Consider the following 15420-nt stretch of genomic DNA (forward strand, 5'->3'; position numbering starts at 1 on the left):
CGGCGAGGAACCGGCCGGTACGCGCCGACCGCCACCGGAAGATCCTGGGCGGGTCACACCGGAAGATCCGGGGCGGGTCACACCGGACGGACCGGGGCGGGTGGCACCGGGTGTCGTCCAGGCCTACCTCGGCTGCCTGGACCGGGCCGACCTGGGCGGCGCCATCCGGCTCGCGACCGGGCTGCTGGACGCGGGTGCCTCGGTGGCCGACGTCCTGGTGGACCTGGTCGCCGTCGCGCAGCGCGAGGTGGGGCTGCGCTGGCTGTCCGGCCGGTGGAGCATCGCCCAGGAGCACGCGGCCACCCACGTCAGCGAGCAGGTGGTCGAGGCGGTCGCCGCCCACACCGCCCCGACGGACGACCGGGGCCACGTGGTCCTGGCCTGTGTCGAAGGCGAGTGGCACGCGCTGGCCGCCCGGATCGTGATGGAGGTGGTCCGCGCCGCCGGCTGGCGGGTCACCTTCCTCGGCGCCAGTGTGCCGGTCCGGCACCTGGTCTCCTACCTGCATCAGACCGGCCCGGACGCGGTGCTGCTGAGCTGCGTGCAGCCGAGCCGGTTGGTGCGGGCGGGGCGGATGGTCGAGGCGTGCCGGGCGGCCGGGGTGCCGGTGGTGGCCGGCGGGCCCGGTTTCGGCCCCGAGGGCCGCTGGGCCACCGCGGTCGGTGCCGCCGGCTGGGGCGCCACCGCCCGGGACGCCGTCCGGCTGCTGTCCGGCCCGCTGCTCGCGGCCCCGCACACCGGTGCCGCGCCGACGGCCGGCTCCGACGAGTACGTACCGGTGCTGCGTCGCCGTCGGGAACTCGTCCAGCTCGTGCTCCGCGAGGTCACCCCCGCGGCGGAACGGGCGGAGGAGGTCGCCGGGGTCGTCGCCCAACTGGTCGACGCGCTGGCTGCGGCGATCCGGATCGGCGACCCGCAGCTGCTGGTCGAGTTCGTCCGTTGGCAGGCGGGGGTGCTCGACACCAGGGACGGGGCCCGGCTGGTGGACGACGTGCTGCGGGTGTGTGCCACCGCGCTGACCGAGCATCCCCGCTCGGCCGACCACCTGCACCGGGCCCGGACCGCACTGGCCACGCCACCGTGACCGGCCCGGGTCAGGCCGAGCGGGCCGCCGGTGGGTCGGCGGAGCCCGGACCGGGCTGGGTGGGTGGGTGCGGTGCCGACCGGAACTCCACCGCCGGCCCGGTCTCCCCCTCCCGGGCCCGCGCCACCCGGTCGAACTCCACCAGACCGCGCAGCAGTGCCTGCCGCCCCTCGCCGCTCATCCCGGCCAGCACGTCGGCGAGCCGTTGCCGGCGGTCCCGCCGCAGCTCAGCGAGCAGGCGGATGGACTCCGGGGTCAGGTGCAGGGCGATCTCCCGTCGGTCCGACCGGCCCGGCTCCCGCTCCAGCATGCCGGCGGCGACCAGTCGGTCACAGAGCCGGCTCGCCGAGGAGAGCAACATGTTCAGCAGGGCGGCGAGCCGGCGCAGGTTGATCCCGTCGTACCGCTCGACCACCATGACGGCGCGCAACTGCGCGCCGGACAGCCGGCTGGTGGTGTTCTCCCGGGCCGCCTCCCACACAGACAGCAGGGTCCCCGTCGCGCCGTCCAACTCGGCGGCCATACTCACGTCTGATCCGTAAGGACCACTCTCTTCGGCCATGGTGGGCCCGAGACTACCCCCCGTACCAGGGGATCTGCGCTTTCAGGAGGCGTGATGACGAGCGGACCCGAGGCCCGGGCCCGGCAGGTGCTGACCGAATCTCCGGCGGACCTGCTGCTGGACCGGCTCGCCGGGGAGCTGACACGGGCCTATCGGATCACCGACGTGGAGCTGTTCCAGGTCGACTACCGGTTGTCGGTGCTGCTGCCGCTGGCCGGTGGGGAGCCCGTGAGCGGCCCCGGTCACCCGGCCTGGCGCTGCTTCGACCACCAGCAGCCGGTGCTCACCGAGGGGGTGGGCTGGTTCCCCGTCGGGATGCGGGGTGAACGGCGCGGGGTGCTGCGGTTGGCCCCGGTGCCCGACGACCGGGCCACCGTCGGCGAGTTGGCCCGCATCGCCACCGCCCTGGGGCACGAGTTGGCCGCCGTCACCGCCGGCACCGACGTGTACCGCACCTCGCGCCGGGCCCGCCGGCTCACCCTGGCCGCCGAGATGCAGTGGGAACTGCTGCCGGGACGCAGCCGGGACCGGCCGTCGTTCCGCCTCGCCGGCCAGCTCGAACCGGCGTACGCGGTGCGCGGGGACAGTTTCGACTGGTCCGACGACGGCGACCGGCTGTGGCTGTCGACGATCAACGGGACGGGTGAGGGGGTGGCCGCCTCGATGCTCACCGCGTTGGCCACCCACGCGCTGCGCAACGCCCGCCGGGGCGGACTGGGCCTCGCCGACCAGGTCGCCCTCGCCGACCAGGCGATCTATGCCCTGCACGGGGGTGAGCAGCACCTGTCCGCCCTGGTCATGGAGCTGGATCTGGGCAGCGGTGTGCTGACCGCGGTGGACGCCGGGTCGCCCCGGTTGATGCTGCTGCGCGACGGCGAGGTCACCGAGCAGGTGCTGGACAAACAGTTCCCGTTGGGCATGTTCGAGGGCACCGACTACCAGCACCAGCGTTTCGAGCTGCGCCGCGGTGACCGGCTCTTCGTCCTCAGTGACGGCGTGCTCGACGCGACGGACCGGCACGTCCGGTACGGGGAGACGGCGCTGGAGCGCTTCCTGCGTCGTACCGGACCGATGACGCCGCTGGACGCGGTCCGCTCGCTCATCGGTGACCTGCGCGCCTTCGTGGCCGGTGACCTGGTCGACGACGCGGTGGTCGTCTGCCTGGACTGGCCCGGCCCGCACCCGTGAACCGGAGTGCGGGCCGGGCCGCGGGGGCCGGGTCAGTAGGCCCCGCGCCCGCGCAGCACCGCGCCGAAGGTCTTCCACAGGATGGTCAGGTCGGCGGCGAGTGACCAGTTCTCCACGTAGTAGAGGTCCAGCCGGATGCCGTCCTCCCAGCTCAGGTCGGACCGGCCGCTGACCTGCCAGAGGCCGGTCATGCCGGGCTTGACCAGCAGGCGGCGGGCCACGTCGCCGTCGTAGCGGGCCACCTCGGAGGGCAGCGGCGGACGGGGGCCGACCAGGCTCATCTGCCCGAGCAGCACGTTGACCAGCTGGGGCAGCTCGTCGGCCGACCACTTCCGCAGCAGGCGGCCGATCCGGGTGACCCGCGGGTCGTCGCGCATCTTGAACATCAGCCCGTTGGTCTCGTTGCGGGCCGCCAGTTCGGCGAGGAGCGCGTCGGCGTTGACCACCATGGTGCGGAACTTCAGCACCCCGAACTCCTGGCCGCCCTGCCCGACCCGGGTCTGCCGGAACAGCACCGGGCCCCGGCTGTCCAGCTTGACGGCGAGCGCGATCACCGCCACCAGCGGCAGCAGCAGTGCCAGCGCCACCGCGGCGGCCGACCGGTCGACGAACTCCTTGACCAGCTTGCGGGCCCCCCGGAACTCGGGCGCCTCGACGTGGATCAGCGGCAGCCCGGCCACCGGCCGGGTGTGGATGCGCGGCCCGGCCACGTCGGTGAGCGCCGGGGCGACCACCAGGTCGATCCCGGTGCCTTCCAACTGCCAGCCCAGCCGGCGCAGCCGGGTCGCGGTCAACTCGCCGGACGCGGTGACCGCGACGGTGTCCGCGCCGATCGCGGCGGCCGCCTCCGGGATGCCCCGCAGGGAGCCGACCACCGGCACGTCGCTGAGCCGTTGCGGCACGGGGGCGAGCAGCGCGTCGGGGATACACGCGCCGACCACGTGGTAGCCGGCGTACGGCTCCCGACGCAGGGTGTGCACCAACTCCAGCACGTGTGCGGTGTCCCCGACGACGAGGACCCGACGGGACCATCCGTCGCCCCGGCAGCGGGCCCGGTGCAGCGCCTTACGGGCGGCGAACCGGGTGACCACCAGCCCGACCGTGCCGACGGCGAAGGAGATGCCGAGGAAACCCCGGGAGACCCCGGCGTCGAAGATGTAACCGGCGATCGCGACCCCACCGGCCAGGCGCAGGCTGGCCCCGCTGACCCGCCGGTACTCGTCGGCCCCGTAGCCGAGTACCCGGTCGTCGTAACAGCGCAGTGCCTTGAGCGAGACCAACCAGACCAGCACCAGGGCCGGTGCCACCACCACGTACGGGATCTCGGAGCCGCGCGGCACCGCGTCGCCGAAGCGGGTGGCGTAGCCGGCGAGGACCGCCAGCGACAGCACGGCGGTGTCCAGCACCACCAGGGTGCGGACGTAGCCCCGCTGGTTGGCCTGGGAACGGGTACCCGCCGATCGGCGACCTGGCGCCGACGGCGGGGTACGGACGGGCGTGGACAGCGTTGCCGAGGTCACCCAACCTCCCCCACATCACACTTGTCGGCTCCGAGCCCGATGCTCACCTCTGGCGGGGCCTGCCGGCCGGAGCGCTCCCGACATCCTGCCCCACAATGATGCTCACCTATTGCTTCGGACGCATTACTGTCAGTTTTCTTTCGCCGCCGAGATGGCGGAATCCCATCACCGCATTATTTCTCACCGAATGCAGCGATTCGTTTGCCCTGTGCGACGGCTCAACGCGGCGCGTTCGGACGCAACGCGATGGCCTTCAGGAAGATGTCACCGATCTTGGAGGGGTCCTCGGTGACGAAGGCGCCACCACCGGTGACGCTGGTGATCGACTGGAGTTCGGTCTTGGAGACCTCACTGCCGATGCCGATGATGACCACCTGCACCGGACGCTCCGGATCGTTGAGCTGCTTGAGCCGGGTGATCAATCCGCTCTGTGAAATGCCGTTCTTGTCCTCGTTCTTACCGTCGGTGAACAGCACCACCGAATTGACCCGGCCGGGCTCCCAACCGTCCTGGACCGTCTTGTACGCCGCCAGCATGGTGTCGTACAGGCCGGTGTCGCCGCTGGACGGGCGGATGCCGGCGAGCCCCTGCTCCAGTTTGGCCCGGTTGCCGGAGAGCGGGTTGATCGGCTCGATCTCCCGCCAGTCCCGCGAACCGACCAGTTCGGTGGAGAACGTCCACAGCCCGATCGACCAGGAGTCGTCGAAGAGGTTCAGCCCCCGGCTGGCCGCCGCCACGGTCACCTGTTCGCGGCTGGCGTTGTTGGCCGACGGGACCGGGGCCTTCATCGACCCGGAGACGTCGATGACACAGAGCATCCGCCCGGACTGGGTGGCGATCGACCAGCCGGAGACCGCACGGTCTATGGCCACCGGGTCCAGGCCACCCGCGGCGGTCCCGCCGGACGGCGGCACCGCCGTACCGCCGCCGGCCGGGCTCGGCGCACCCTGCGGTGCCTTGAAGCCGTCACCCCAGTTGCCGTCCGGGGCACGCAGCGACTGCACGGCCAGCCGGTTCTTGAAGCCCTGCGTGGTGAGCAGCTCGAAGAGCACCTTCGCCGCCGACGCCTTGGTCTGGTCGATCCCGGGCAGCACCGCGTAGGGGTAGTCCAGCGGCATCGGCGACGGCTCCAGATAGAGCGCGGCCAGCGGGATCGGCGGCTTGGTGTTGTTGTAGGCGATGACGTCCTCCTCCGACAGCGCGGCGGCGCCGAGCGCGCTGGCGATGGAGGTCGGGTCGTTGGAGCGCGGGAACCGGGCCAGCAGGTCCTGCCGCAGCGCCGACCGGCCGGTGGCCAGCGCCCGCAGGGCGGCCGTGGTCGCCTGCTGGGCGTCGCCGCCTCCGCCGCTCGCGGCGGCGGTCAGGGAGAGCAGGCCGGAGAGCCCGGCGGCGTCCTGGGTCGGCTCGACGATGCCGGCCCGCAGCGGCTTGTCACTGCGGACGGCGCGCAGCATGTCGTTCCAGGTGAGCTTCTTGTCCGGCCAGCCGAACTTGGTGGTGGCGACCGGCTGCGGCATGGCCACCACGACCGGGCTGCGGGCGATGGAGGCGCCGTTGCCGGGCGCGAACGCGGTGGCGCCGCCGCTCTTGAGGCGCAGCAGCCAGGTCGACGAGTCCGGGATCCAGACGTCGGGGGTGACCGCGGTGCCGCTGGCCTGTCCCACCCCGGCGAGGCTGGCCCCGTGCTTACTGGCCACCGCGGCGGCCACCTCCACCGGCTCGGAGGCGGCGACGTTCACCTTGATGCAGGTGCCACCGACCGCCGCGCCGTCCGCCACCCACTGGGCCGCCGCCGCCTCGACGGCCGGTGCCACCTCGGGCGCGGCGGCCACGCCGAGCTGGATCCCTCCTGAGCAGGACGGTCCGGCCAGCTGCTGGTAACCGACCCAGGAGCCGCCGACCACGACGACGAGCGCGGTCGCCGCCGCGGCGGCGCCCGCTCCACGGATACTTGAACGCATGCGATGGCGGCCAGACACGCTGACCATCTTGCGTATCTCGTGCGCTTACTGCCACAACCGTTCGGACGAAAGTTACGCAGGAGAAACAGTTGATCACTATTTTCCCACTCTGCGTAATCAGACCGTTTCGTGACGTGGCCCGAATCCACCCTGGACAACCGGCATCTGTCAGGGCAGTACGCAGGTCGGGCTGCCGGTCGACACCGGCTCACCCACCGGCGACGGCACGCCCGAGTCCGGGTCGACCCAAAACACCCGGATCATGTCGGCCCGTTCGTCGGCCACATAGAGGTGCCGCCCGCTCAACGTAAAGTGCCGGGGCCACTCCCCACCGGTGTCCACCTCGTCGACCAGCCGCGGCAGGTCCCCGTCGAGAGCGAAGACCGCCACCGTGCCCACCCCGCGGTTGCCCACGTAGAGGAACCGGCCGTCCGGCCCCACGGTGATCTCCGACGGCTGGACGTGGCCGGCCCGCGCGCTCGCGTCCACCCGGCCCCGCTGGTGCAGCACCCCCTCGGCGGTCACCTCGTAGGCGGTCACCGTCGCATCCAGCTCACCGGCGAGCCAGCAGCGCCGCCCGTCGGGATGCCGGGCCAGGTGCCGGGGACCGGTGCCGGGGGCCGTCCGCACCCGGGGGGCCCGCGGCGTCAGCCGGCCGGAGGCCGCGTCCAGGTCGTACCGGTAGATCGAGTCGGTGCCCAGGTCGACGACGAGCAGCGGGCCGGCGCCGGGGTCGGGCGACACCATGTGGCAGTGCGCCTGTTCCTGCCGCTCCGGGTCCGGACCGTGCCCCTGGTGGATCACCAGGTCGGTGCGTTCCCCGGGCACCCCCCGCCCGTCCAGCGGCAGGACGGCGACGCTGCCCCCGCCGTAGTTGGCGACGAAGAGGTGCCCGCCGTCGGGAGCGACCGCCAGATGGGCCGGCTCGGCACCCCCGGTCGACCACACCCCCAGCGGGGTCAGCCCGCCGTCAGGGCCGACGTCGAAGGCGCTCACCTGCCCCTCGGGCAACTCGTTGACGGCGTACAGCACCGGCCGGGCGGGGTGGCGGGCGAGGAAGGACGGCGACGGGGTCGACGCGACCGTGCCGAGCAGGGTCAACTGCCCCGACTCCGGATCGCGTCGGGCGGCGACGATGCCCTCCCCGCGCCCGCCCGACCGTGCCGTGTAACCGCCGATGTGGACGATCGTGCCCGTCACCGAACCACCCTCCGCCGAATCCGCCGTCGATCTCCAGGCTTCCCGCAATCCCCGGCCGTCACCCCTGATTTCCGGGTTTTCCTCACCGGCGGGACCCGGCCGGCCGGTTCAGCCCACCGGCACCGGTTCCCCACGCTGGCGGGCCACGTGCTCCACCAGCGAGATCAGCACCAGCTTGCCGGACTGCCGGTCCCGGGCGTCACAGAGCACCACGGGCACCTCCGGCTCGATGTCCAGCGCCTGCCGGACCGCCTCCGCGCCGAACCGACGGGTGTCCTCGAAGCAGTTCACGCCCACCACGAACGGGATGCCGCGCTGCTCGAAGTAGTCGATCGACGGGAAACAGTCGGGCAGCCGGCGGGTGTCGGCCAGCACCACCGCGCCGAGCGCGCCGAAGGCCAACTCGTCCCAGAGGAACCAGAACCGATCCTGCCCCGGGGTGCCGAACAGATAGACCTGGAGGTCGTCGGTGATGGTGATCCGACCGAAGTCCATCGCCACCGTGGTGGTCGATTTGCCCTCCACCCCGGAGAGGTCGTCGGTGCCGATGCCGGCGTCGGTCAGCACCTCCTCGGTCTGCAACGGCCGGACCTCACTGAGCGCACTCACCAGCGTCGTCTTGCCGGCACCGAAGCCACCGGCGATGAGGATCTTGAGGGCCAGGGGCAACCGGGCCGGTGAGGGGTCGCGCTCAGAGCGCACGTAGTCCACTGACCACCGCCTTGAGAATGTCGTTGTCGGGAAGGCCGGCGGCGGCCGGCGGTTCGTGCACGGTGACCAGCCCACGGGCGAGCAGGTCACCGAGGAGGACCTGGACCACGCCGAGGGCGAGGTCCAGGTCGGCGGCGAGATCCACGACCGCCACCGGTTGCCGGGCGCACTCCACCAGCCGGCGGTGCTCGGGTTGCAACCCCGGCTGGCCGTACGGGTCGACGCCCGCCGCGGCCAGCACGAAGGCCACCAGGTCGAAGCCGCCGACGGCAGGCCGCACCCGACCACCGGTGAGGGTGTACGGGCGTACGACCGGCCCGGCTGCGCCGTCCAACCACTCGTGCTGGTGACCCGGCTGCTCAGCCCGCATCGGCGATCCCCGCCGCCGCCCTGGCCGGCGCGGTCAGGTTCTCGCCGACCCGGACGACCAGCATCGCCATCTCGTACGCCACCAGGCCGATGTCCGCGTCCGCCGCGCAGGCCACCGCCAGGCAGGCCCCCTGACCGGCGGCCGTCACGAAGAGGTACGCCTCCTCCATCTCCACCACGGTCTGCCGGACGCCACCGGCGGCCAACTGCCGGCTGGCCCCCTTCGCCAGGCTGGAGAAGCCCGAGGCCAGTGCGCAGAGGTGCTCGGCGTCGGAGCGGTCCAAATCGGCGGACGCGCCGAGCAGCAGGCCGTCGGCGGAGAGGATCACCGCCTGCCGGGCCGCCGGCACCCGTTCCACCAGCTCGTCGAGCAACCAGCCGAGATCAGCGTTCTGCCGTGTCGTGTGCACCACTAGGCGTCCCTCTCAGTCGCGGTCGAATCGGACGTCGCCGCCGGGCCGGCCGGTGACGGTGGCACCCCGACGCCGTCGGTCCGTCCCGGCTCGTCGCCGGCGGTCGGGTCGGGCCGGGCCGGCGGCGCCGGGTGGACGCCGCTGCTGTCCAGGCGCCCCCGGGCGGTACCGGCCTGGAGGGCCGACATCTGCCGGCGTACCTCCTCGGGAGAGCGGGCGGCGGGCGCGTCCTGACTGGCCGGGGGCAGCTGGTGGGCGGCCGGCCCCCGACGGCGGACCCGACGGGGCAGACCGTCGCCGTCGGGGGCGGCCTCCACCGACGAGGTACGGGCCGGGGCGAACGGCAGCACGGTCTGCTCCGGCCGTTCCCGGGTGGTCCGGGTGGTCCGTGGTCGGGGCAGCGTGGTCAGCCGGGACACCGACGCCGCCGGGCGGTCCCGGGTGGGCGCGGCGATCGGCGGCTCCTCGGTGACCAGGTCGGCGGGGATACGCACCAGCGCGGTGAGCCCGACCGGCGTGCCGGCCCGCAGGGTGACCTTGACGTCGTGCCGGGCGGCCAGCCGGGACACCACGAACAGGCCGAGCCGGGCGCTGTCGGCCGGATCGAACTCCGGCGGGGTGGCCAGCCGCCGGTTGGCGTCCTCGATCGCCTGGGGCGACATCCCCAGCCCGTGGTCGGTGATCTCGACGAGGTAGCCGTCGACGACGGGCGTCCCGGTCACCTCGACCCGACGCTCGGGCGGGGAGAACGCGGTGGCGTTCTCGATCAGCTCGGCGAGCAGGTGGATGACGTCGGCGACGGCCCGGCCGAGCAGTCCGGCCGGGCCGACCCGGCCGATGTCCACCCGGTCGTACGCCTCGACCTCGGAGATCGCGCCGCGCAGCACGTCCAGCAGGGCGACCGGCTGCCGCCAGCCCCGCCCCGGGGCCGCGCCGGCCAGGATGACCAGGTCCTCGGCGTGCCGGCGCAGCCGGGTGGCGAGGTGGTCCACGCGGAACAACTCGGCCAGTTCGTCCGGGTCCTCGGCGCGGCGTTCCATCCGGTCGAGCACCGCAAGTTGCCGGTGCACCAGCCCCTGGCTGCGCCGGGCCAGGTTGAGGAAGACCTCGTTCAACCCCCGTCGCAGCGTCACCTCGTCGATCGCCGACCGGACCGCCACCCGGCTGACCTCGGTGAACGCCCGACCGACGTCGCCGATCTCGTCGGCGCCGTAGGACAGCGGCGGGGCCTCCCGGGCCACGTCGACCTGCTCACCCCGGCGCAACCGGGTGACCACGTCGGGCAGCCGGTGCTCGGCCAGTTCCAGCGCGGCGGCGCGGACCGCGGACAGCCGGCGGGCCAGCGTCCGGCCGACCCGGACGGCGACCAGCAGCGACGCCACGATCGCCGCCAGCCCCAGCACCCCGGCCACACCGAGCCGGGCCAGGATCGTGACGGCGACCGGCACCGAACGCTCGGCCAGCCCGTCGGCCTGGCTCAGCTCGAAGTCGCGCAGCTCCTGCTGCACCGCTTCCTGACTGGCCTGCCAGGTCCGGGCGTCGATCGGCGGGACGGCGGACGGCCCGACGGTCAGCAGCTGCTCCTGCATGGTGCGCAGCCGGACGAACGCCTCCCCCTCCACCAACCGCTGGTAGGCGGCCCGGTCGGCGGCCGGCAGGTCGGCCACGGACGCCTCCGCGACGAACCGCTCGTTGGCGATGGTCTGCACCAGCCGCAGGTGCTCGCCCTCGGTGAACCGGCCGGTTACGAACGCACCGGCCAGCACCGCGTCGGTCTGGCCGAGCAGCTCGCGGGAGCGGCCGAGCGCGGTCAGGGCGAGCGCCTGCCGGTTCAGCTCCGCGTCGGGCAGGGCCGCCGTGGCGGCGAACGCCTGGAACGCCGAGGAGATCATGCCGCTGTAGAGCCCGATCGCGCCGGCCCGGTCGACCTGCCGCCGGTCGATGAACCCCCGACCGGCGGGCAGCGCCTCCAGGGCGGCGCCGAGCGCGTCCAGCCGGGCGTTGAGCAGGTCGCCTGCGGCGTCGCGTAGCTGCTCCCCGGCCATCAGCCGACGCAGCTCGACGATCGCCTCGTCGGTGCGGCGCCGCTGTTGCGCCAGGGCGGGCAGGGTGTCGGTGCCGGCCAGGTGGATCACCGAGGCCCGGCGCTCCCGTTGCAGCTCGGCCACCACCTGTTCGCCGGGCCGACCGAAGTCCGACAGCAGGGTCCGGGCGGCGAGCAGGTCGAGAGCCGGCCCGAAGGTCAACGTCGTGGCAAAGATCCAGAGCGCCAGCAGGGCGGCCACGGGGGTGACGACCAGGGCGGTCAGCTTGGCGCGGATCGGCCAGTCGCGGGTGTCCATGATTCCTCGCCCGGGCGGGAGTGTCGGCGGTGACGCCGGTACCGGCCGGGCGGTCCGGCATCGACGCCGGGCACCGGCGCGGCGCCTTGGGCAGGATACGTAATCCTGACGCTCAGCACTACCGTGCGTCTCCCGCCGTCACCGCTGCGTCGCCGCCGCCGGACCCGCCGTCGCGGCCCGGCGGATCGGGTCGCACCCGGGTTGATCAGGCATCGACGACACCCACCACGACCACCGACGACCCGTCGGCTGGCCCCGGGTACCGGCGGAAAAAACGTGACCGGGCCGCCCGCCCCGATCGACCCCGGACGTACGACGTGACCGGTTCGTCACGGTCCGGTGCGAACCGGCGAAGGAAATTCGCCGGATCGGGATTGGTGATCAGTGCGGGGAGGGAATACCGGAGGGTGAAGGAGGAGGCCATGTCGCCCACGCAGATAGTCCTACTGGTTCTCGTCGTCCTGGTGGTGGCGGCGCTGGTCGCCGTGGCCGTCGTGGCCAACCGACGACGCGCCCTCAGGTCCCGGTTCGGCCCCGAGTACGACCGGGTGGTCGCGGAGCAGGACAGCCGCAGCGCCGCCGAACGCGAACTGCGCGAGCGGGAGCGCCGGCACGCGGAGCTGACCCTGACCCCGCTCAGCCCGCAGGACCGGGCCCGGTACGCCGCCGCCTGGGAAGAGTTGCAGGTCCGCTTCGTCGACTCGCCGGCCGAGACCGTCGGCGACGCCGACGAGCTGGTCAGCCAGCTGATCACCGACCGGGGTTACCCGACCGGCGAGTTCACCGAGCAGGTCGCCCACCTCTCCGTGGAGCACGCCCGCACGCTGACCCACTACCGGGAGGCGCACGAGATCCGGCTGCGCAACGAGCGCGGTGAGGCCGGCACCGAGGACCTCCGCCAGGCCGTCGTCCACTACCGGGCGCTCTTCGCCGACCTGCTCGGCGAGGACCCGGTCGGGCACCGCCCGGCGCAGCAGCAGCACCCGGACCGCCCGCAGGACGCCACCACCCGCTGAGGAGAACCCCACCATGCGCCAGGACGAGCAGCAGCTCCACACCGACCACCCGGAGGTCGTCCGGTCCACCCCGGTGGCGGTGCCACCCCCGGACGCGGAGGACACCGACACCGCCGGCCGGCACGGCCGGGACCGGCACGCCGGGACGCCCGAGGACGCGCTCGACGACCGGGGCATCTTCGACGACCCGGGGGCCGACGGCGACCTGGACACCACCCGCCCGTACCCCGTGGACGACGCCGACCGGGACGGGCTGGACGACCGGCACGACCGGGACGCGCTGAGCGACCGGGACGCGCTGAGCGACCGGGACGACGTGACCGGTCCCGACGGTGACCGGCGGCCGGAGTTCCACGAGCCGGCGCCCCTGCCGACCGCCTTCGGCGCGACCAGCGTGGGTGACGCGGTGGCCGCCTCGGCCCTGGCCGGCGGGCGACCGCAGGACGAGCGGGACGCCCGGGACGAGGACACCGTCGCGCCCGGCGACGGGGCGCCGGGGCAGACCGGGCCGTTCGACGACGAGCGGGCCGACCCGACCGCGGCGGACCGGATCCACGACCGGGACCGTTGGTCGTCCGGGGCCACCGACCCGCACCCCACCGCCGAGGACACCGACCTCCCGGCCGCCGACCGAGCCACCACCGCCGACCCGGACACCACGACGGACCGCGCCGCCGCCGACCTGGACACCACGGGCGGCCCGGACATCACGGGCGGCCCGGACACCACCGCCGCGCCGGGCACCACGGCCGGCGGCGTCGTGACGGCGGCGGCAGCAGGCGGCGCGGCCGGCGCGGTCGCCTCGGCCGACGCCGGCCGGTCGGCGAACAGCACCGTGCCCAGCGACGCCGCCACGCTGTTCGAGGCGGACGCCGCGCAGGGCTTCCGGGACCGCTGGCGCGACGTCCAGCTGCGGTTCGTCGACGATCCCCGGGCGGCCGCCGGCGAGGCGCAGTCGCTCGTCGAGGAGGCGATCGGGGCGCTGTCCAAAGCGCTCGCCGCGCAGAAGGAGAAGCTGGGGGGCTGGCAGGGTGCCGGCGAGGCCGACACCGAGCAGCTCCGGGTGGCGGTCCGTCAGTACCGCGACTTCCTGGACCGGGTGCTGGGCCGCTGAGCCGACCCGGGACAGCCGGCCGCCGCCCCGCGCGGACCATTGCGTCCCAACGGCGGACCGGGCCGCCCGGGCCCGACCTACCGACCAACCCTGACGACCACCGCGGCACCACTCGACGCCCCGGCCGGAACACTTCCGGCCGGGGCGTCGTCGGAATCACCGCCGAATCCACACGGACGGTGTGAAACCCCGCACGGTGGGTAATAGCGCGCTCGGCGGGTGCCGACGGCGCGATCAGAGGGGTGGCGGGCGATGGACGGTGCCGGGCTCAGACTGAACATGAACGTGCTGGACTACGGGATCCTGGCGCTCTACTTCGTCACCGTGCTGGGGGTCGGCTTCGCCGCCCGTCGGGCGATCCGCACCAGCGTCGACTTCTTCCTCTCCGGGCGTTCGCTGCCCGCCTGGGTGACCGGCCTGGCCTTCGTCTCGGCCAACCTGGGCGCCCTGGAGATCATCGGGATGGCCGCCAACGGCGCGCAGTACGGCATCATGACCGTCCACTACTACTGGATCGGCGCCGTACCGGCGATGATCTTTCTGGGCATCGTGATGATGCCGTTCTACTACGGCTCCCGGGTGCGCAGCGTCCCGGAATACCTGCGACTGCGGTTCAACCGGCCGACCCACCTGCTGAACGCGATCAGCTTCGCGGTGGCCCAGGTGCTGATCGCCGGGGTCAACCTGTACGCGCTGGCGCTGATCATGCAGGCGCTGCTCGGCTGGCCGCTCTGGCTGGCGATCGTCATCGGGGCGGCGATCGTGCTGGCCTACATCACCGTCGGCGGGCTGACCGGCGCGATCTACAACGAGGTGCTCCAGTTCTTCGTCATCATCGCCGGGCTGGTGCCGATCACCGTCATCGGCCTGGTCAAGGTGGGCGGCTGGGCCGGCCTGATGGACTCGGTCCGCGACTCCAAGCTGGGCGAGGCCGGGCTGCACGCCTGGGAGGGCACCGGCAGCACCGCCAACCCGCTCGGCGCGCACTGGCTGGGCATCGTGTTCGGGCTCGGTTTCGTGCTCTCCTTCGGCTACTGGACCACCAACTTCGCCGAGGTGCAGCGGGCGCTGTCGGCCAAGAACATGAGCGCCGCCAGGCGTACGCCGATCATCGCCGCGTACCCGAAACTGGTCATCCCGGTGGTGACCGTGGTCCCGGGCCTGATCGCGCTGGTCACCGTCAAGGGGCTGGGGGCCGAGTCCGGTGACCTGGTCTACAACAACGCGATTCCGCTGCTGATGCGCGACCTGCTGCCCAACGGGGTGCTCGGGATCGCGGTCACCGGCCTGGTCGCCTCGTTCATGGCCGGCATGGCGGCCAACGTCAGCGGCTTCAACACCGTCTTCACCTACGACATCTGGCAGGCGTACGTCCGCAGGGAGCGCTCCGACGACTACTACATCCGGATCGGTCGGATCGCGACCGTGGCCGGGGTGGTGGTGGGCATCGGCACCGCGTTCATCGCCGCCGGGTTCAGCAACATCATGAACTACATCCAGGCGCTGTTCTCCCTGTTCAACGCCCCGCTGTTCGCCACCTTCATCATCGGCATGTTCTGGCGGCGGATGAGCGCCCTGGCCGGTTTCTGGTCGCTGCTGGCGGGCACCCTGGCCGCGCTGGCGACCTACCTGCTCTACAAGGCCGGCGTGGTGCACTTCAACTCCGACCTGGAGGAGAGCTTCTGGGGCGCGGGCATCGCCTTCGTCACGGTCGCCGTGGTGGCGGCGGTGGTCACCCCGCTGACCCGACCCAAGCGGGCCGAGGAGTTGCAGGGTCTGGTCTACGGCATGGGCGGGATCGACCTGAAGGGCGACGTGCTCGCCGGGGACCAGGTCTGGTGGCGTTCGCCGGTGCTGCTGGGCGCGATCGCGCTGGTGCTGGCCGTGCTCTTCTACATCCCGGTCTTCTGAGCCCGGTCCGTCACGAGAGGGAGGCGCAG

Annotated in this window: 12 protein-coding genes and 1 pseudogene; 5 read left to right on the forward strand and 8 right to left on the reverse strand. The window is 73.1% G+C overall.

Annotated features, from left to right (window positions below; genetic code table 11):
• Positions 1–100 precede the first annotated feature (100 nt).
• On the forward strand, positions 101–1084 hold the full coding sequence (locus tag AB0K25_RS28340) for a cobalamin-dependent protein (protein WP_357534956.1): 984 nt from the start codon (positions 101–103) through the stop codon (positions 1082–1084).
• A gap of 10 nt (positions 1085–1094) precedes the next feature.
• On the opposite strand, the gene AB0K25_RS28345 is transcribed toward AB0K25_RS28340, so the two are convergent.
• Positions 1095–1607: a MarR family transcriptional regulator gene (locus AB0K25_RS28345; RefSeq protein WP_208568506.1), complete on the reverse strand. Its 513-nt coding sequence runs from the start codon at positions 1605–1607 to the stop codon at positions 1095–1097.
• A gap of 93 nt (positions 1608–1700) precedes the next feature.
• Here AB0K25_RS28345 and AB0K25_RS28350 point away from each other — a divergent pair, with 93 nt between their 5' ends.
• Positions 1701–2834: a PP2C family protein-serine/threonine phosphatase gene (locus AB0K25_RS28350; RefSeq protein ID WP_357534958.1), complete on the forward strand. Its 1134-nt coding sequence runs from the start codon at positions 1701–1703 to the stop codon at positions 2832–2834.
• 32 nt (positions 2835–2866) lie between these two features.
• Here the strand turns inward: AB0K25_RS28350 and AB0K25_RS28355 are convergent, their stop codons facing one another.
• From AB0K25_RS28355 to AB0K25_RS28385, 7 genes are all read right to left on the reverse strand, one after another.
• Positions 2867–4339, reverse strand: coding sequence for a sugar transferase (locus AB0K25_RS28355; RefSeq protein WP_255598569.1), 1473 nt, complete (start codon positions 4337–4339; stop codon positions 2867–2869).
• A 233-nt stretch (positions 4340–4572) separates the two neighbouring features.
• The gene (locus AB0K25_RS28360) at positions 4573–6315 is read right to left on the reverse strand and encodes a substrate-binding domain-containing protein (protein ID WP_357534960.1); all 1743 of its coding nucleotides are present in this window, start codon (positions 6313–6315) and stop codon (positions 4573–4575) included.
• A gap of 168 nt (positions 6316–6483) precedes the next feature.
• Positions 6484–7515 carry a lactonase family protein gene (locus AB0K25_RS28365; RefSeq protein ID WP_219464407.1) on the reverse strand — a complete coding sequence of 344 codons (1032 nt, stop codon included), beginning with the start codon at positions 7513–7515 and terminating at the stop codon, positions 6484–6486.
• Positions 7516–7623: 108 nt separating this feature from the next.
• Positions 7624–8226, reverse strand: a complete 603-nt coding sequence (locus AB0K25_RS28370; RefSeq protein ID WP_208568448.1) for an ATP/GTP-binding protein — start codon at positions 8224–8226, stop codon at positions 7624–7626.
• Positions 8207–8596 (reverse strand): DUF742 domain-containing protein, encoded by a 390-nt coding sequence (locus AB0K25_RS28375; RefSeq protein WP_208568447.1) that lies wholly within the window; start codon positions 8594–8596, stop codon positions 8207–8209. The genes AB0K25_RS28370 and AB0K25_RS28375 overlap by 20 nt, the downstream gene beginning before the upstream one ends.
• Positions 8586–9008 (reverse strand): roadblock/LC7 domain-containing protein, encoded by a 423-nt coding sequence (locus tag AB0K25_RS28380; protein ID WP_219464408.1) that lies wholly within the window; start codon positions 9006–9008, stop codon positions 8586–8588. The genes AB0K25_RS28375 and AB0K25_RS28380 overlap by 11 nt, the downstream gene beginning before the upstream one ends.
• A complete protein-coding gene (locus AB0K25_RS28385; RefSeq protein ID WP_357534963.1) occupies positions 9008–11350 on the reverse strand; it encodes a nitrate- and nitrite sensing domain-containing protein in 2343 nt (780 codons plus the stop codon). The genes AB0K25_RS28380 and AB0K25_RS28385 overlap by 1 nt, the downstream gene beginning before the upstream one ends.
• Before the next feature lie 422 nt (positions 11351–11772).
• Between AB0K25_RS28385 and AB0K25_RS28390 the strand changes: the two genes are divergently transcribed.
• From AB0K25_RS28390 to AB0K25_RS28400, 3 genes and pseudogenes are all read left to right on the forward strand, one after another.
• Entirely contained in the window at positions 11773–12366 is a 594-nt protein-coding gene (locus tag AB0K25_RS28390) for a hypothetical protein (protein ID WP_219464411.1), read from the forward strand.
• 340 nt (positions 12367–12706) lie between these two features.
• Positions 12707–12907: pseudogene (locus AB0K25_RS28395) on the forward strand (hypothetical protein); the annotation flags it as partial.
• Positions 12908–13732: 825 nt separating this feature from the next.
• Positions 13733–15391 carry a sodium:solute symporter family protein gene (locus AB0K25_RS28400; protein WP_363823661.1) on the forward strand — a complete coding sequence of 553 codons (1659 nt, stop codon included), beginning with the start codon at positions 13733–13735 and terminating at the stop codon, positions 15389–15391.
• The last annotated feature ends 29 nt before the right edge of the window (positions 15392–15420 follow it).

Origin of the sequence: Micromonospora sp. NPDC049257 (assembly GCF_040678915.1) — a bacterium.
Classification (GTDB): Bacteria; Actinomycetota; Actinomycetes; order Mycobacteriales; family Micromonosporaceae; genus Micromonospora; species Micromonospora antibiotica.